The sequence below is a fragment of the Pedobacter sp. Leaf170 genome, assembly GCF_920984665.1.
GTDB lineage: Bacteria > Bacteroidota > Bacteroidia > Sphingobacteriales > Sphingobacteriaceae > Pedobacter.
This window is the reverse complement of sequence record NZ_CAKLBP010000003.1, coordinates 376,662-396,210: the sequence shown is the minus strand read 5'-3', so window position 1 is coordinate 396,210 and position 19,549 is coordinate 376,662. Positions and strand designations below refer to the sequence as shown.

At 37.5% G+C, this 19,549-nt stretch carries 11 protein-coding genes; 8 read left to right on the top strand and 3 right to left on the bottom strand.

From position 1 onward, the window contains the following. Positions 1–107: 107 nt before the first annotated feature. The 4 genes from LUA90_RS10400 to LUA90_RS10385 all read left to right on the top strand — a co-directional run bounded on the left by LUA90_RS10400 (position 108) and on the right by LUA90_RS10385 (position 7,978). Positions 108–2,588, top strand: a complete 2,481-nt coding sequence (locus LUA90_RS10400) for an L-rhamnose mutarotase (protein ID WP_231490916.1) — start codon at positions 108–110, stop codon at positions 2,586–2,588. Between the two features lie 259 nt (positions 2,589–2,847). Continuing rightward, positions 2,848–3,933, top strand: coding sequence for a Gfo/Idh/MocA family protein (locus tag LUA90_RS10395; RefSeq protein WP_231490915.1), 1,086 nt, complete (start codon positions 2,848–2,850; stop codon positions 3,931–3,933). A gap of 168 nt (positions 3,934–4,101) precedes the next feature. Further along, positions 4,102–5,688, top strand: coding sequence for a sodium/solute symporter (locus LUA90_RS10390; RefSeq protein WP_231463779.1), 1,587 nt, complete (start codon positions 4,102–4,104; stop codon positions 5,686–5,688). Positions 5,689–5,812: 124 nt separating this feature from the next. Then, a complete protein-coding gene (locus LUA90_RS10385) occupies positions 5,813–7,978 on the top strand; it encodes an alpha-rhamnosidase (RefSeq protein ID WP_231490914.1) in 2,166 nt (721 codons plus the stop codon). 356 nt (positions 7,979–8,334) lie between these two features. Here LUA90_RS10385 and LUA90_RS10380 read toward each other — a convergent pair whose 3' ends face one another. The 3 genes from LUA90_RS10380 to LUA90_RS10370 form a co-directional block, all read right to left on the bottom strand. After that, entirely contained in the window at positions 8,335–8,949 is a 615-nt protein-coding gene (locus LUA90_RS10380) for a transposase (RefSeq protein WP_231490913.1), read from the bottom strand. Continuing rightward, positions 8,925–9,410, bottom strand: a complete 486-nt coding sequence (locus LUA90_RS10375; protein ID WP_231490912.1) for a transposase — start codon at positions 9,408–9,410, stop codon at positions 8,925–8,927. The genes LUA90_RS10380 and LUA90_RS10375 overlap by 25 nt, the downstream gene beginning before the upstream one ends. A gap of 315 nt (positions 9,411–9,725) precedes the next feature. Beyond that, a complete protein-coding gene (locus LUA90_RS10370; RefSeq protein ID WP_231490911.1) occupies positions 9,726–10,496 on the bottom strand; it encodes an IclR family transcriptional regulator in 771 nt (256 codons plus the stop codon). Between the two features lie 291 nt (positions 10,497–10,787). On the opposite strand from LUA90_RS10370, the gene LUA90_RS10365 reads away from it, so the two are divergent. From LUA90_RS10365 to LUA90_RS10350, 4 genes are all read left to right on the top strand, one after another. Further along, complete coding sequence (locus tag LUA90_RS10365; RefSeq protein ID WP_231490910.1) at positions 10,788–13,925, top strand: TonB-dependent receptor; 3,138 nt, start codon at positions 10,788–10,790, stop codon at positions 13,923–13,925. 10 nt (positions 13,926–13,935) lie between these two features. Further along, positions 13,936–15,477 carry a RagB/SusD family nutrient uptake outer membrane protein gene (locus tag LUA90_RS10360; RefSeq protein WP_231490909.1) on the top strand — a complete coding sequence of 514 codons (1,542 nt, stop codon included), beginning with the start codon at positions 13,936–13,938 and terminating at the stop codon, positions 15,475–15,477. A 207-nt stretch (positions 15,478–15,684) separates the two neighbouring features. Beyond that, positions 15,685–18,444 (top strand): family 78 glycoside hydrolase catalytic domain, encoded by a 2,760-nt coding sequence (locus LUA90_RS10355; protein WP_231490908.1) that lies wholly within the window; start codon positions 15,685–15,687, stop codon positions 18,442–18,444. Beyond that, the gene (locus tag LUA90_RS10350) at positions 18,437–19,537 is read left to right on the top strand and encodes a glycosylase (RefSeq protein WP_231490907.1); all 1,101 of its coding nucleotides are present in this window, start codon (positions 18,437–18,439) and stop codon (positions 19,535–19,537) included. The genes LUA90_RS10355 and LUA90_RS10350 overlap by 8 nt, the downstream gene beginning before the upstream one ends. Positions 19,538–19,549 lie beyond the last annotated feature (12 nt).

Below are 19,549 nucleotides of genomic sequence, written 5' to 3'. Positions count from 1 at the left end.
ATGGTAAGAGAAAAGCCAAAAGAATGCTAAATATGTATCGCAATAGAAAATACCACCACTGTTTTAATTCACCTAGAATTTATCAAGCTAAAGCATATTTTGTTTTAGTGTCTTCACTGTTGTTATTCAGTTTAAATGCATCTGCTGTAGATATTTATGTGTCTTTAAATGGCAATGATGCTAATTTGGGTACTAGAGAAAATCCATTGGCTACACTACATTCGGCGATTAGAAAAGCTCGTGAATTACGCCGGTTAAATGATAAATCAATCAATGGGGGTATAAAAATTTATATCGAAAAAGGTTTTTATCAGCTTAATGAGCCCATCGTTCTTCGTCCTGAAGACTCTGGAACAAAAGCTAGCCCTACGGAAATTATAGCCACCGAAAAAGTAATTTTAAGTGGTGGTGTAAAAATTAAAGGCTGGAAAATACTTGTTGGCAACCTGCAAAGCTTACCTAAAGAAGCTATGGGTAAAGTTTGGGTAACCGATATGCCGAATTATGATGGAGGCGACTTACAATTTCGCCAGCTTTGGGTTAATGGAAATAAAGCTACCCGAGCTAAAAACTATAATGGCGATGTTATGGGGAGGATTTTATCGTGGGACAAGGAAAAACAAACTTGCAGAATTCCGCTTCAAAGTAACATCAATCTGGCTAATATTAAAGGCATGGAAATGCTTATTCACCAATGGTGGGCAATTGCAAATCTTCGGGTAAAATTTGTTAAAATTGTTGGTAATAGTGCCGAATTAGCTTTCATGCAACCCGAAAGTAGAATTCAATCTGAGCACCCATGGCCGGCTCCCTGGATTTCTGAAAAAACCGGAAATTCTGCTTTTTACTTAAGCAACGCAATTCAATTCTTAAATGAACCCGGCGAATGGTACGCGGATTTAAAAAATCACAAGCTTTATTATTGGCCTAAAGCATCAGAAAATTTGCTAAATGCAGAAGTTGTAGCGCCGGCAATCGAAAATCTTTTGAAAATTGAAGGAACAATTGATAATCCGGTTTCATTTGTGAGTGTTAAAGGCATTTCATTCGAGCATTCTACTTGGTTAAGGCCATCAAAACAAGGTCACGTTCCGCATCAGGCGGGATTGTATATGCTGGATGCCTACAAACTCAAAATTCCAGGAACAAAGGATAAATCTACGTTAGAAAATCAGGCTTGGGTTGGCCGACCTGCATCAGCGGTTGAGGTTACTTATGCCAATAATACCTCGTTTGAAAATTGTCGTTTTGAACATCTGGCTTCCACAGGTTTGGATTATAAAAAAGGCACATCTGGTAATTTAATCAAAGGAAATTTATTTAAAGATATTGGCGGTTCGGCTATTTTAATCGGAACTTTTTCTGATGAAGCAACTGAAGTTCATTTACCTTATAATCCATCTGATAAGCGAGAAATATCTACCAATGATAAAATCGAAAATAATTTTATTACCGATGTAACTAATGAGGATTGGGGTGCCGTTGGCATTGGTGCTGGTTATGTTCAAGGCATAGAAATTCTGCATAACGAGATTAGTAATGTTTCCTATTCAGGTATTAGCCTAGGTTGGGGTTGGACAAAAACAACAAATGCGATGAAAAATAATAACGTCAGCGCAAATAAAATTCATCATTACGGCAAACACATGTACGATGTCGCCGGAATTTATACCTTATCGGCGCAACCTAATTCTTTCATCACTGAAAACGTAATTGATAGCATTTACAAAGCGCCTTACGCTCATCTTCCCGAGCATTGGTTTTATCTTTATACTGATGAAGGCTCGTCGCAATTCACCATCAAAAATAATTGGACACCAACTGAAAAATACCTCCAGAACGCCAACGGGCCTGGTAATTTGTGGGCAAGCAACGGACCGAAAGTTTCTGATAACATTAAATTAAGTGCCGGCTTAGAACAAAATTATCAGTATTTACTAAAAGAGAAAACTGCTTATTCTAAGCGTGGAATTAATATTGCCGAAGATAAATCTGTTGTTTTTGAATTGATTTATGAAGATAAAAAACAGCCTTCGGATGATGTTCTTGAAAATTTTGCGAAAGAAAATAATCTTTTGCCAGGTGAAATTTACAAATGGAACAATAGGATTGTGCTCTACTCTTCATCATTAAAAGTAGAAAGTTTACAGCAAACCTTAAAGCGATTAAATGCTAAAGAAATTAAGCTGTACGATAATCTGTTTTATGAATTTACAAGAGCAAAAAACTGCAATGAAAAGCCGGTAGCTGAATGGGAAAATATCATTTTATCTGCCAATTTAGTTAAAGATGAAAAGATGCAACAAGAATATCTGGAGTACCATAAAACACAATTCGAAAAATGGCCGGAAATTTCAAAAGGCTTTTGCAATGCAGAATTTCAGCGCTTAGCTATTTTTAAAAACGACAGGCAATTAATGTTGATTATCAGCATCCCGAAAGGGAAAAAAATAGATGATTTAAATCCAAAAACGACTTTAAATAATCCAAAAGTTGATGAATGGAATGAAATAATGAAAAAATATCAGGAAGGAATAGAAGGCACAAAAGCTGATGAAGTTTGGGTGTTTTTTAAACCGATAGAATAATTTACACGTCATTGCGAGGCAGGAAGCAATCTCTTATAACAATCGCTATTACTGGCGCATTAAGATTGCTTTGCGCCTTGAAATGACGACTAAAAATAGACAAGACTCATGCTTTAGCGGTCATCACCCTGAACTTGTTTCAGGGTCTTAAAGCTGTAGTTATGAAGAATGTGTGATGCTGAAATAAATTCAGCATGACGATTGGTTAACATATTGACCAGAAAAAAGAAAAAAACAATAACGCTTAGAAAACAATAACATGTTAAGATTAGGAATTTTAGGATTAGGAGAAGGCAGAAGTACAATTTCTGCATCGTTGGCGAGCAAAAAATTTAAGCTCATTCAAATTTGTGATGCCAATAAAAAACTTTGCGAAGAAAGAGCTTTGGAATTTGATTTTCAAAACTGGACAACCAATTATGAGGATATGTTAACCAGTGATAAAATCGATATGATTGCGATTTACACGCCAGACCATTTGCATTTCGAGCATATAAAACTGGCTTTGCAACATGGTAAACATGTGGTTTGTACCAAGCCTTTTATTGATGATTTATCTCAGGCAAATGAGCTTTTAGAATTGAGTAGAAAATCGAGAAGGAAAATTTTTGTCGGGCAAAGTTCTCGTTTTTTTGAACCGGCAATGCGCCAGAAGAAAGATTTTGATAAGGGTTTGATTGGTGAATTGATTACCATCGAGAGCTATTACCACGCCGATCATCGCTGGTTTTTAGAGAAAGGCTGGTCGTTAAAAGAGTCTTTTAAATGGTTGTATGGCGGTTTAAGCCATCCGGTTGATTTTGTGCGTTGGTATATGCCTGATATTGAGGAAGTAATGGGTTATGGAATGTTAAGTTCAAATGGCTTAAAGGCGGGTTTGAAAAATCAAGATACCATGCACTTTATTTTTAAAGCTAAGGATGGTAGAATTGCACGTGTTAGTGGCGCATATACAGGCCCAACGCAACCTGCTAGTCGCGATAGTGGCATGAGTTGTATTTTACGTGGAACGGAAGGCGCAAGCCAGGCCGATTACCACGAATTGCGTTACTCGGTAACCACCAAAACCGGCGAAGAAAAAGTAATTACCTGGGGCGATGCTACTTTGAAACATTATTTTCGTTTTGAAGGACAAAGCCATCATGCCGGTGAGTATCAAAATTACTTAGATTATTTTGCAGATAGCATTAACAACAAATTTACGGCTTATCCTGATTTGAAAGAAGGCATCGGAACTGTAGCGCTTTTACAAGCGATGGATAAATCGATGGAAACAGGTTTGCCGGTTAAGATTGATGAAATTTTAGAGGCGAATAACATTACAAGGGAATCGATAGGATTGTAGTTTTTTGCCACGGAAACACATAAGACACTGAAAAGGAACAAAATTGAAAATTACTTATAACGGTCGTCATTACTTCGTGCCTCGCAATGACGGATGCTTTAATAAGTTCCGTGTATTTTCCGTTTTTCCATGGCCAGATAAATAAAACCAAACTAACCAAATAAACCAATGAGTAACATTGTAGAACGATTAACGAGCTTAGATTATTTTATCGTTGTAGCCTACGTCATTATTTTAATGATAATTGGCTATAGGGCTAGTTTTTCGAAGAAAAAAACTGATGAGAATTTATTCTTAGCCAATAAATCATTAGGCTGGAGTAGTATCGGCTTCAATATGTGGGGTACAAATGTAGGTCCGTCTATGTTAGTTGCTTTTGCCAGTATTGGCTATACAACCGGTATTGTAGCTGTAAATTTTGAATGGTATGCTTTTATTTTTCTTTTCCTTTTAGCAATTGTTTTTGCGCCAAAATATTTAGCCGCCAAGGTAAGCACCATGCCCGAATTTATGGGCAACCGCTACGGCGATTCTACTCAAAACATATTAGCCTGGTACGCTTTAGTGAAAATATTAATCTCCTGGTTATCATTAGGTTTATTTGCTGGTGGCGTTTTGGTCAGGCAAATACTGGGCGTGCCGATGTGGCAATCGGTAACGGTGATTGTAGCCTTTGCAGGTTTATTTACCTTTTTTGGAGGATTAAAGGCCATCGCGAAGGTAAACGTATTCCAAATGATTTTGCTCATCTGCGTATCTTTAGCGTTAACGTATTTGGGTTTAGAAAAAGTAGGAGGCGTTGCTGCACTCTACCAAAAAACACCAAAGCACTTTTGGAATTTGGTTCAGCCCGCAACCGACCCACAATATCCATGGTATGCAATTTTGTTAGGTTATCCGGTTTCGGCAGTTGCATTCTTTTGTACAGACCAGTCTATGGTTCAATCGGTTTTGGGTGCTAAAAATTTAGAGCAAGGTCAGTTAGGTGTTAGTTTTATTGGCTGGCTTAAAATACTTTCACTACCATTATTTATTGTAACCGGTATTTTATGTTATTTACTTTATCCTGGTTTAGAAAATGCAGACATGGCCTACATGACTATGGTAACTACATTGTTTCCTCCCGGGATGAATGGTTTAGTAATTGTAGTACTCATTGCAGTATTGGTTGGCTCAATTGGCTCTTGCTTAAATTCTTTGAGCACCGTTTTTACGATGGATGTGTACGTGAAGAAAATCAATCCTCAGGCAAGCAACAATCAGATAATTAAGGTTGGCAGATTAACAGTTATTGCTGGTTGCGTATTTGCTATTTTGGTTGCTTTGGCTATAGATAACATTCAAGGTTTAAAACTATTTGATATTTTTCAGGCGGTGCTTGGATTTATTGCTCCGCCACTATCAGTAGTGTTTTTATCATCGGTATTTTGGAAAAGAACGAGTAAAAAGGCGGTTAATTTCACACTTTCCGTAGGCTCAATAATCAGTTTAGGTATCGGCGTTTGTTATTTATGGATTTTTCCATCTTCAGAATACCATTTTTGGCCACATTATTTGGTTTTATCCTTTTTGATTTTCGCTCTGCTGGCAATTTTATTAGTGATAATTACACTTACCGATTCATCGCCATCAATTTATAAAATTAATGAAGAACACTTAGCAAATACAGAAAAACCAACCCGAAGGGTTTGGATTTCTTTCGGCGCTTTAACCATTATTATGATTGCCTTATATATTTTCTTCAACGGACATTAGTGCATTATAAATAAGTCGTGATTTCGACTGAGGCGCAGCGGAATGGAGAAATCTTTTAACAGGACTAAAAGGTACAAAGATTTCTCCGCTACGGTCGAAATGACGACACATAAATCCATACAACATGAAAAACTTAAAAAAAATACTTTTACTATCAATTCTAACGAGTTTAGTAGCTCCAGTTTTTGCTCAAAAAGCCTCGTGGATTTGGTACCCGGGCGATTTTGATATTTACATGAGTAACGCAATGCAAAATCGAAGAACAGAGCGGGGGTCATTTTTTCCGGTATTTTGGAAAATGGATAGCCATTATGTGTTGGTCGATTTTCATAAAGAATTTACGCTTACCGAGGCTGAAGATGTTAAACTTTTTGTAGAAGGAACATACAACGTAAAAATTGATGGTCAGGCAATTTCAGGCTTTCCAAAAACGATAAAAATTCCGGCAGGGAAGCATAAATTAAGCTTAAAAGTTTACAGTCAGGCAGCGGTTCCGGCAATTTTTGTTCAAGGCAAAACGGTTGTTTCTGATGAAACCTGGTTGGCAACATTTGAAGATAAAGAATGGATAGACCAAAGTGGAAAAGTATCAGATAAATCGGGAACCACATTTGTTTCAGCGGGCTCGTGGAATTTAAACAACCCAACACAATTACCATCTCAATTTAAGTTGCCAACTAAACCGATGGCTGCGGTTAGCAGAAAAAAGCATGATGGTGGTGAATTGCTAGATTTTGGCAAAGAAACTTTTGGTTTTATAAAACTGCATGGATTAAAAGGCAAAGGCAGGGTTAGTCTTTACTACGGAGAATCGCCTGAAGAAGCACTTTCTACAGATAAATGTGAAACTTTAGATTATGTTGATATTGATTTATCACAGCGTAAAGATTCTATCATGCCGCTTTCAAAGGCTTTTCGTTATGTTAATCGTGAATTTTCAGGTAATGTAACAGTTGATTCGATATCCATGCTTTACGAGTATGCACCAGTTACCGAGCGTGGGAGTTTCAAATCATCAGATGCCGAGTTAAACAAAATTTACGATGTAGCGAAATACACATTTCATTTGAACACACGAGAGTTTTTTATCGATGGTATAAAACGCGACCGTTGGGTGTGGAGCGGAGATGCTTATCAAAGTTATCTGATGAATTATTACTCGTTTTTCGATGCGCCAACCGTTAAGAAAACTTTATGGGCACAACGTGGCAAAGACCCCGTTACAGCACACATCAATACCATTATGGATTATTCTTTCTATTGGTTTTTAGGAATTTACGATTATTATAAATTTACCGGCGACCAAAAATTTGTGCAGGATATTTATCCTAGAATGCAATCGCTTATGACTTACATAGACGGCAGGAAAAACAAAAACGGTTTGTTAGAATGGATGCCGGGCGATTGGATTTTTATTGACTGGGCAGATAAATTAAGTAAAGATGGCGAAGTGAGTTTCGAGCAGTTATTATATGCCAGAAGTTTAGAAACCATGGCTTTATGCGCCAAACTAGCAAATGATGAAGAAGGTTTTGCAAAATATGATAAGCAGGCAAAAGAACTAAAAAGCAAAATTTTCGAACTGTACTGGAATCCAAATAAAAATGCCTTAGTACATAGCAGAATTGATAATAAACAAACCGATAACGTAACCCGTTATGCTAATATGTTTGGAATTTTCTTCGATTATTTTACACCCGAACAAAAATTAGGCGTAAAAAAGAATGTATTACTGAACGATAAGGTAGCCAAAATTACCACACCATACATGCGTTTTTACGAGCTGGAAGCATTATGCGCCATGGGCGAACAATCTTACGTACTTAAAGAAATGAAAAGTTATTGGGGAGGGATGCTGAAATTGGGCGCAACTTCATTTTGGGAAGAATACAATCCTGATAAGAAAGGAATAGAGCATTTAGAAATGTATGGCCGCCCATATGGAAAAAGCCTTTGCCATGCTTGGGGCGCTAGTCCGATTTATTTATTAGGGAAATATTATTTAGGTGTAAGACCCGTTAGTGCAGGTTACGAAACTTATATCATCGAACCAAGTTTAGGCGGTTTAGAATGGATGGAAGGCAAAGTGCCAACAGTAAACGGTGATATTTCTGTTTACATGAACAAAAAAGAAATCAAAATTAATTCTGCTGTTGGCCTGGGAACGCTAAAGCTTAAAAGTAATTCGAAACCGGTTGTTAAAGGCGCAACGGTTAAAGAGGTTGCGAAAGGCGTTTTTGAAATTGCAATTGAGAAGGGGAAGGATTATTTAGTGAAATACAGTGGGTAAAAGCTCATTGCCGTCATTGCGAAGCACGAAGCAATCTTAAAGCGCTAGATATAACACCTTAGTTGTAAGATTGCTTCGTGCCTCGCAATGACGAGCGCCTTAATAGCAATGAACTTTAAAATTAGTGCTACGGGTTTTCTCTTTAATAGTTTCACTGTTTTGTCCATTTAAACCCGATTGCAGTAAAAATACTTTTCCTAAACCTATAAGGTTTTAAAAACCTTATAGGTTTAAAAGATTGAAACGGAAAGGTACTGTCTTTAAAAGCAAATAAATTTGATAAAAATTCAGCTTCTGAGTAGCATTAATTTAAAATCCCTCCATTTGTAATATAGCTCAATAACTTTACCTTTGCTTTAGTGAAGATTTCCTTCGGGAATTTTATCATGGGTAGCCCCGGAGTTTTCTGGGGTTATTATTTTTATTTCCTTATCAAACGCCGGGTTGTAGGCCTCATTTCTTCTCCAAAGGTGGTATGCCATTACCAATAATTTTTTCTGTACAGCAACATAGCCCTTCATCTTTTTACCTGTTCGCTGATAAACCCTTTCAAATAAATCCCTGAACTGTGGCTGGTCATCTCGTACCGCACAAAGTGCAGGCATGTGGAGGATCCTCCTTATTCTTGAATTGCCCTTCTTCGATATCTTTGTTCGGCCCACATGGTTCCCGGATTGGTTTTCTACAATATCATAACCTGCATAGCTCACCAATGAGCTCACATTCTTAAAAAGGGCAAAACCATTTGTTTCTGCCGCAATCACTGCAAATGACAATGTGCCTATCCCCTTTATTGCTGTTATGTTCCTGCAATGGGCTGCAAGGATAGGGTCTGTACTGATGAGTTTTTCAATGGCCGCCACCATCTCAATTATCTGTTTTTCTATCAGCCCCATAGTTTTGTTTAGTTGCTTAACAATATCCCTGCTCTGGTACTGGCTATGTTCTATCGCCTCAAGCTGGTTGCCCAAGGCGGTATGGAATTCGCAGAGGCTCTGATGCTGGCGTGTATAACACCTGAGCTCATAGAGCTTTCTGGTTGGCGGCACCCATAGTTCCAGTTTTTTTTTGCTCCGATCTGCGAAAGGCCGCGGGCATCAATCTTGTCATTTTTGGACTTGGCACCATTTGCCTGAAGATACCGTTTTGCTTTGTTTGGCAATAAGATGCTTACTGCAATTGCCTGCCCTTCAAGAAACCAAGCAAGCTGCTCGTGATAAACCCCTGTAGCCTCCATTACACAAAAAACAGGCAGCTGCTCCTTTAGGTTCCGCCTTAGCCAATCCATGAAAAGCTTAAACCCAGGCTTGGAGTTTGAAAACTTGTGGCTGACCTTAACTTTGACGCACTGTTCGGTATCTATGGCCGAAAGGCAGCAGTGAAAATCTTTTTTGGATACATCTATCCCAACCGAATACTTTAGATTGACCATGTTCTTTAAATTTAAGTTCGCAAATCAGAAACTACTCTTAGTCCTTGCTCATGTTAATCGTTGATCCAGATAGAAACAAATGGTCATTAGGTACTGTTCGGACTTTAAGAAAGTAAAAAGGGAGGATTATCCTTTTACGTCGACATCAGTTAATCATCGTGTCTAGCGGGGCTACAACTTGCCTCCCTCTTTCTGATTGTTTAATAAATATAAAGATATGAGCGGGGCTGCTGTTTCCAAAGAAATGCAAGCCCCGCTTTTCAAATAATTAATAAGATTGCTTCGTCATGCTTCTTCAGCAATGATGAATTTGCTTTACACCCCAATCCTCTGTTCTATTTTTTTAACACATTTATAAGCTTCTGCAAGTATCACATCGTTATCTACATTTTTGTTAAGGTTTAAGGCATTTAGCATGGATATGGTTAAGCATGCGATAATTCCGCCGCCATTTGAAACGCCAATAGGTACAGAAATATCCGTTACACCTGCTGCCAAATCACTTGTTTTTAAGTAAGCTCCTTTTTCATGAATCTCTGCTAATGAAGCCATAAAATCATCCTGCTGTGGCTTAAGATATTTTTTAAAAATGGCATTGTTTTTTAAAGCATTACTTCTCTCGTTTTCTGGCATGTAGGCTAATAAAACCTTTCCAGAAGCCGTTAAAGGCAATGGGAACAGGTTTCCTTCTTCAATGGAGAGTGCAATTGGTCCGGGGCTTTTGGCGTGTATAATTACCATTACCTGGTTCATATACAAAATACTCAAATGGCAGGATTGACGAACCGTATTAGCCAATTCTTCCAATGGAAATTGGGCAGCTTTTCGTAGCTCATCCATTGGTGAGTGCCTATGTGAAAGGTAAAATAATTTTAGGGAGAGGCGGTATTTTCCTGAAACTTCATCTCTTAAAATATAACCACGACTTTCCAAACTCATTAACATCCTGTAAATCTCGTTTGGCGTTTTTTCGATGCCTGTAGCAATTTCAGTTTGCGATAGTGGTACAGATTGGGCAGATAAGTATTCGAGAATATCCAAACCCTTGTCTAAAGCAGGTGCCTGGTATTTAGTATCGTTATTCATTGATTAGAATTTAAACAAACTTAATAATTTGAATTAGAAAAAATAATTTATCTGACAGTAGAAATTGCTATACAAAAGTTACATTCATATATGAAATAACTATTTATATTTGAGATAGCCGGTTAATCTATTAAAATATGAGATTTACATTCCTCTGAGAATGATTAGGTAACAGGTCAGTAAAATCAACCAAATATTCACGCTTAAAAAAATCATTTCCAGAATCTGAGTTGCCTCTCCGATAATGATCATCAATTATCAAAAACTTAACCTAACCAAATAAATTCAATTATGAACCCAATTAAATGCAAAAGCTATTGCCAATTCAGGCTACGCAATGTTTTAATCGCTAAACTCATTTTTATAATGTTGTTTACTGCGGTTTCAGGATTTGCGCAAACATTACCAGGAACATTTATTATTAAAGGGACAGTAACATCGCAAACCGGAGAACCAATTGCCGGTGTGAGTGTGAAAGTGAAAGGCACAACTACTGGTGCAACAACCGATAATGATGGGAAATATTCAGTTTCTGCTTCTTCAGGAAGCGTAACATTAATATTTTCTTTTGTTGGCTACACCAATCAGGAAATTCTGGTAAGCAACAGAAATACAATTAACATAAAGCTGGCCGAAGAGCAAAATGACTTAAACGAAGTAATTGTTGTTGGTTATGGTACTCAAAAGAAAATTAATTTAACAGGTGCCGTTGCTACAGTTTCTGGTGCCACATTAACCGAAAGACCAGCACCCAATGCCGCAAATTTAATACAAGGTAGAATAACAGGTGTGCAGGTTACACAACCATCAGGCGAGCCTGGAAGAGATAATCCTAACTTTTTAATTAGAGGAAGATCTACTTATGGCGGAAGTACAGATCCACTTATCCTAATTGATGGCGTAGCTGGTTCATTCAATAATTTATCGCCAGATGATATTGAAAACGTTACGGTTTTAAAAGATGCATCATCAGCTTCAATTTATGGTGCCAGAGCAGCAAATGGCGTAATTTTAGTTACCACCAAAAAAGGTAAAAGAGGTGAAACGGTTTTCAGTTACCGCACCAATTTTGCACGCCACACACCAACTGCTTTGCCAGATCTAATTACAAATTCGGCGCAATACATGGAAATGTACAATACGGCTGCTGCACGTTCGGGTATCGCATTCAGATATCCGCAGGCTGATATTGAATTATACAGAAATTCGCCCAATAAGGCACAATATCCTGATTTTAACAGTATGGATTATTATATCAATCCGGCAAATGTTATGCAGCATAATCTTTCTATTTCTGGCGGTACAGATAAAAGTACCTTTAATATTTCTGCCGGATATTTAGACCAAAATGCAGTTTTTGAAGGCTACAAATTTAAACGTTACAATGCTCTATTGAACTATAATAACTACTTAACAAAAAGCATTAGCGTTGGTACAATCATCAACATGACTTATAAAGACCGTAAGGAACCTCCGTTTACCGGAGAAAATATGGCTTTATTGGTTTATGCCGCCGGGCCACTTTATGGTCCTTTTTTACCTGATGGTAGCGGTAGAGTAGTTTCTAGAGCTTACGCTAATGAAGGTAGGAATCGTAACCCGCAGGAAGTTTATGCAATGGGCGAACAAACCACAAAAGAATATAATATTAATGCTCAGGCTTATATAGATATTAAACCTTTCAAAGGATTTACCTGGAGTTCGAAAGTTGCAATTAATTATGTTGATGAATACTATAAAATGTATCAGCATCCATACTCAGCTTATTTATTGCAAGATAGAGCCGCCGGAACAAACGAATATGTTGCAAACTCTTTCGGTCCGGATATTTTAGGGGTAACAGACCAATATTCAAAAGTTTTAAATCCAACGGTTTACTCTACAATTACTTACGAAAAAACTTTAGGCACATCACATAACCTTAAAGCTTTAGCTGGTTTTGAGCAGTTATCTTATAAAAATCAAAATTTAAGGGGCAGAAGAATTAATTCAGTTGCACCAATTTTAGAAGACTTAACAGGATATTCTGCTTCGGGTGAGTCATTATATTTCACCCATCCACGTTTACCATCGTTAGCTGCACCATCAGAATGGGGTATGCGTTCTTTGTTTGGGAGAATAAACTACGATTTTAAAGGAAAATATCTATTAGAGGCTAACATCCGTTACGATGGAACTTCAAAAGTTTCTCCTGATTACAGATGGGGCGTATTTCCTTCATTTTCTGCAGGTTGGTTAGTTTCTGAAGAAAGTTTTCTGAAAGATAAATTAAGCTGGTTAAGCAGTTTTAAAATAAGAGCATCATACGGTACACTCGGTAATCAGGATATCGGAACCTACCTATATCAGGATAACATCATCATCAATAACGTTAATTATCCATTTGGAAATGGCGCATTGCAGCAGGGTGGTGTAATTAACGATTTTAAAGATGTGAGTTTAAGATGGGAATCTACCAGAAGTATTGATGTAGGTTTCGATTTGAATGTCAAAAATGGCCTCTTCGGCGCTACATTCGATTGGTTCAGACGGTCAACCTTTGATATTTTGGCAAGGCCAAATGTTCCTTTGAGTTTAGGTTTGGGCGCATCAACAGTTAATGATGGAAGAATGAGAAGTCAGGGTGTTGAGCTTGCATTAACGCATCAAAATAAAATAGGCGAATTTACGTATGGTTTAAATGCCTTAATCTCCACAGCTAAAAATAAAGTAATTGAGCTCAGAACACCGGCAAAAGGCAGTACAATAAACGAAGTCGGCTTACCATATTCTTCTTTTTACTTGTATGAGTGGGATGGTATTTTCCAGGTTGAGGATATTGGAAACCCGAGCGTACCCGTGCATGAATTAAACCGTAATCCAAAAGCCGGTGATTTAAAAATGAAAGATGTTAACGGCGATGGTATTGTAAACGCCAACGACAGGGTAGTGGTTGATGGCGCTTATCCGGATTTTAACTACTCGTTTGGCTTAAATATGGGTTACAAAAGATTTAGTTTCAGCGCATTTTTCCAAGGCGTTGAAGGCATTAAAAACCGTGTTAACAATTGGGGAATCGATCCATTTATGCAGGGAACTGCGCCTTCAACAAAATTCTTAAATGCCTGGACGCCAGAAAACAGAAGCAATACGGTTCCGGCATTGTATGTATCGGGTTACAGTGGCGTTGCACCTTACACGGCATCAACTTATTATTTACAGGATGCATCTTATTTAAGGTTGAAAAACGTAATGTTAGGTTATGATGTTCCGGTTGGAGCGATTTCCAGGATTGGCATTAAAAATTTGAACGTTTACGTATCGGCAGATAACCTTTTTACGGTTACAAAGTATGAAGGTGGCGACCCCGAGCGAGCAAGTTCTACGGGTAACCTTGCACAGTATCCACAAACCAAAATTTTTAATATCGGTCTAAATGTTAAATTCTAAGCTGTATATCATGAAAAATAAAAATATATTATTCTGTACCCTGTTCGGATTATTAGCATTCGGATCATGTAAAAAAGATTTTTTAGATAAAAATCCATTAAATAGTGTTTCTTCACAAATCTTTTGGGCATCAGAAGGCGATGTTCAAACCGCTTTGGCAGGTGTTTATTCTCGCTTGCAGCAAAACTTTTTAGGTTACGAAAGGGTATATATGGATGCCCTAAGTGATAATGCTTTTCCATATCAAAATACAAACCAGGCAAATTTACTGGAAATGACTACCGGTAGTATTTCTCCTGCTTTGAGTGGGGTTTTACCAAACCTTTATTCATCGCCTTACCGGGCAATAACTTCCTGCAATTACTTTTTGGATAATGTTGATAGAGCTCCGATAACCGATGCCAAGAAGAATTTATACAAAGGTGAAGTACGGTTTATAAGAGCCTTAGCTTATTTCGATTTAGTTCAAAATTTTGGGGGCGTTCCAATTAACAGTACTTACCCAAAAACTGTTGATGAAGTCAAAATTGCGAAAAGCAGTAAAGAACAGGTTTATGCGTTTATTCAGCAGGATTTAGATTTCGCAATCGCAAATCTTCCTAACGAAAAATATAACGGGCATGCAGTAAAGGGTAGTGCCCAAGGTATTAAAGCGAGGGTTTTAATTACGCAACAAAAATGGGCTGAAGCAGTTCCAGTTTTAAAAGAAATAATGGCGGATAATAAATTCGCTTTATCTAATAATTACGCAGCATTATTCAAAACCAGCGGACAAGCAACTGCAGCGGTAAATACTGAGATTATGTTTTCTACACAGTATCTGGCACCCACAAATCCGCAAAGAATTTCGCCTGGTGCTGCAGGTATGGATGTAGAATTAGGTTGGTTTTCTCTAATTCAACCCTATAAAGATTTGGCTGATGATTATGAAATGACCGATGGAAAGCCAAGTGCAGAATCGCCATTGTTTAATGCGGCAAATCCCTATGCTAACCGCGACCCACGTTTAGATTTAACCATGAAATTACCGAACGAAACCTGGAGAAACTCAACCAATGTAATTTGGAGCGGCTTTGCGCAATCTTTTACAGGCTTTTTGATGGAAAAATATGTTGATTTATCGCGTGCACCAATTACTGCAGCAACAGCAACATTAACCGACCAGGATTACATCCACTTGCGCTACGCGGATGTTTTGCTAATGTACGCCGAAGCTCAAAATGAATTAAGTGGTCCTGATGCTACAGTTTACAAAGCAATTGATGATGTTAGACAGCGCCCTGGCGTTGCAATGCCTGCAACCGATAAAACTAAATATGCTACGCAGGCTACCTTGAGAAATTACATTCGCCATGAAAGACGTATTGAATTAGCACTTGAAGGTCAGCGTTACAACGACTTAAAACGTTGGAACATTGCACACATAAAATTGCCTACATTGAAAACACCAGCTGGTGCATCTTTAATTTTCGATACAAAAAATTATGTTTTGCCTTTTCCCGCATCCGAATTAGATAATAATTCTCAGTTGGTACAAAACCCTAATTATTAAAAATAAATAATTGTAGCGCGTATTACGCTACAGTTATTTTACAGTTTTATTAGAGTTAGTTTGTGTTCATATTTAAAAAAATAATTTATATTTGAATTGATTGAAGGTTGTTTATTTAAATTGAACATCCTAAAATTGATTTTTTTCAATCTAAATATTAACCAAATTATGAACCTAAACAAGCATCACTAACGGTGTAGAAATTTAATGAGTAAAATCGCAATTTTTTCTTGTCTGTTTTTAATAAGCATTTCGCTGTTTGGGCAAGATATAAATATTGCTGAAGTTCAATGCAGTTATCGTAAAAATCCTATCGGGATTGATTTAGTTTCGCCAACATTAAGCTGGAAATTAACATCATCAAAACAGAATGTAACGCAAACGGCTTATCAGATTCTGGTTTCAAATAGCGCCAGTAATTTAGATAAGAATATGGGTGATGTTTGGGATACTAAAAAGGTAAATTCATCAAAATCTATTCAAATACAATATAAAGGCGCAAAACTTTCATCAACAAAAACATACTATTGGAAAGTTCGGGTTTGGGATAACAAGGGAAATCAATCCAGCTGGAGTAAAACTGCCTTTTGGCAAATGGGTTTATTAAATGTTGCCGATTGGAAAGGCGCAAAATGGATAGCTTACGAGAAGCTTGCCGATAGCAATGTGAATATATTGCCAACGGATGGTAAGAAAGATAAGTTTGATTCAAACAATATTTTGCCCATGTTTCGCAAAAGATTTGCAGTTAACAAAACCATAAAAAAAGCAACTGCTTTTATTTCCGGTTTAGGGCATTTCGAAATGAGCTTAAACGGCCAAAAAGTTGATGATGATTTTCTTGCACCAGGCTGGACTAAATATGATAAGGAAGCTTTGTACGTAACTTATGATATCACAAAGCAAATAAAAACGGGCGATAATGCCATTGGCGTAATGCTTGGGAATGGTTTTCATTATGTTCCGCCGGTAAAAGATAGATATAGAAAATTAAAAGTTGCTTACGGCTTCCCGAAAATGATTTGCAGGGTTTTGGTAGAATATGCTGATGCAACAACGGAAAACATCGTCAGTAACCAGAGCTGGAAAACGGATAAATCGCCTGTAGTTTTTTCGAGTATTTATGGTGGTGAAGATTATAATGCAAACCTTGAGCAAAAGGGTTGGAATTTAGCTGGTTTTGATGATAGAAATTGGAAATCAGCCTTAATAGTTGATGGACCTAAATTAAATGCTCAAAAAGAAGAACCTGTAAAAGTTTTTGAATATACGGCTGCTCTAAAAACTACTCCGGTTGCCAATGGCGAATGGGTTTATGACATGAGACAAAATTCATCATCTATAATAGAATTGAAAGTTCGTGGCAAAAAAGGTGATACCGTTCGTATTACACCTGCTGAATTATTAAAAGAAGATGGTTCGGTTACGCAGAAAAATATCGGTGGGCCGTCTTACTTCACTTACATCTTGAAAGGTGAGGGTGTCGAAATTTGGCAGCCTAAGTTTTTTTATACTGGATTTAGATATTTGCAAGTTAAAGGCGGCACACCCACGGGAAAAGAAAATTCATCCGGCAAAGCCGTTATCGAAGATTTGAAAGCCTTGCATGTTAGAAATGCTGCGGCGCAAGTTGGCCAATTCTCATCTTCTAATGATTTATTTAACAAAACTTTTAAGCTGATTGATTGGTCGATTAAAAGCAACATGATGAGTGTTTTTACCGATTGTCCGCACCGTGAAAAACTGGGTTGGTTAGAGCAATTACATTTAATGGGCAACTCTGTTGGTTACAATTATAATGCTGCTCCACTTTTCAAAAAGGCATTGCAGGATATGAAAAATTCGCAATTACCAGATGGCTTAATTCCTGAAATTGCGCCTGAATATGTGAAATTTGATTGGGGTGGAGGAATGTTTCGCGATTCGCCTGAATGGGGAAGCAGCGGCATTTTGTTGCCATGGTATTTGTATCAATGGTATGGCGATAAGCAAGCATTAGTTGATTATTATCCAATGATGCAAGGTTACATTAACTATCTTGCCACTAAAGCTGATAATCATATTTTATCTCAAGGTTTGGGTGATTGGTATGATTTAGGGCCAAACCCTCCGGGCGTTTCACAACTAACACCAATGGGCGTTACCGGAACAGCCATTTATTATTATGATTTAAAAATCCTTGAAAAGATAGCTGCAATTTTAGATAAAAAAGCGGATGAAAATGCTTATTCAAATTTGGCTGTTGAGGTAAGAAAATCATTTAATAATAAATTTTTCGATGCTAAAACTAAACAATATGCAACCGGTTCGCAGGCTGCAAATGCTATGGCAGTTTATATGGGTTTGGTAGAAAGTGCAGATAAAAACGCCGTTATTGATAATCTGGTTAAGGATATTAGAGATAGAAAAAATAGTTTAACGGCCGGCGATATCGGTTACCGCTATGTGCTGCGTGTGCTGGAAGACACAGGAAAATCTGACGTGATTTTTGATATGAATAGCCGCTCGGATGTACCGGGTTATGGAATGCAAATTGCTAAAGGCGCAACCGCACTTACCGAAAGCTGGGCGGCTTTGCCAACAGTTTCAAATAATCATTTTATGCTTGGCCATTTAATGGAATGGCTATACAGTGGTTTAGGTGGCATTCGTCAGACTGAAAATTCCATTGCTTTTAAACACATTAAAATTGAGCCTGAAGTTGTCGGCGATTTAAAAGCTGCGGATGTTAGTTACGATTCTCCCTATGGAAAGATATCTTCCTCATGGAAAAAAACGGATAAAAACTTTACGTTGGAGTTGAATATTCCGGTAAACACTAAGGCTGATGTTTATTTTCCGGGTAAAACAAAACAAACCATAACCGATGAGCTTAACCCAAAGATGAATGTTTTAAGTGCCGAAAACGTTAAAGTAAAAGTTACAATAGGTTCTGGCCATTACAAATTTATATGCACAAATGAATAGGATTAATATGATCATATTTCTACTGTTTTGTGCTGTTAATTTGCAGGCTCAAAAAACTAATCCAGTTTCTGCAGAAACAATGGAAAAGATTTATCAGGAAGTAAAAACGCCTTGTAAATATGGTTTGGTAATGGTTCCTGCCGATAAAGACCATAAAATGGATTGCCCAACTGTTTTTAGAAAGGGCAAAGATTGGTACATGACTTACCTGATTTTTAGCGGTCGCGGTTACGAAACCTGGATGGCAAAAAGCAGTGATTTATTAAACTGGCAAAATCTTGGTAAAATCATGTCGTTCGAAGATTCCGGTAAATGGGATGATAATCAAAAAGCAGGTTACAATGCGCTTTTAGATACGAAATGGGGTGGAAGCTACGCAGCAAAATCGTTCAATGGAAAATATTGGATGTCGTATTTTGGCGGAAAAGAAAAAGGTTACGAAGTAGAACCATTATCAATTGGTATGGCTTATGCAACTCAACATCCATCAGTAGTACAGGAATGGAGCAGATTGGATAAGCCTGTTTTAAGCTCATTGGACAAAGATGTTCGCTGGTGGGAAAACAGAAATAAGCTTTTTAAAAGCACAGTAATAGAAGATAAGAAAAAGTTAACCGGGCATCGCTTTGTAATGTATTATAATGCGGTTGGCGATTCGTTGGCAAATAACAAAAAAACGCGTTGGTACGAGCGGATTGGTATGGCTGTTTCTGATGATATGATAAATTGGAAACGATTTAATAAAAATCCTATGGTTCATCATCCGGTAGGCATAACTGGCGATGGCGTGATTCAGCAAATCGGTAATCACTTTGTGATGTTTTACTTCGGCGCATTTTGGGAAGACAGAAAAGGCTCTTTTAATCGCTTTGCGGTTTCAAAAGATTTAGTAAACTGGACAGATTGGACTGGAGATAATTTAATAGAATCATCCGAAAAATATGATGAATTGTATGCACATAAATCTTTCGTTTTAAAATATAAAGGTGTGGTTTATCATTTCTATTGTGCGGTAAATAAGCAAGACCAACGTGGTATTGCAGTTGCAACATCAAAAGATTTAGGTAAAAGTAAAGTGAATTTTGTTCAATAATTAGAAATGAAG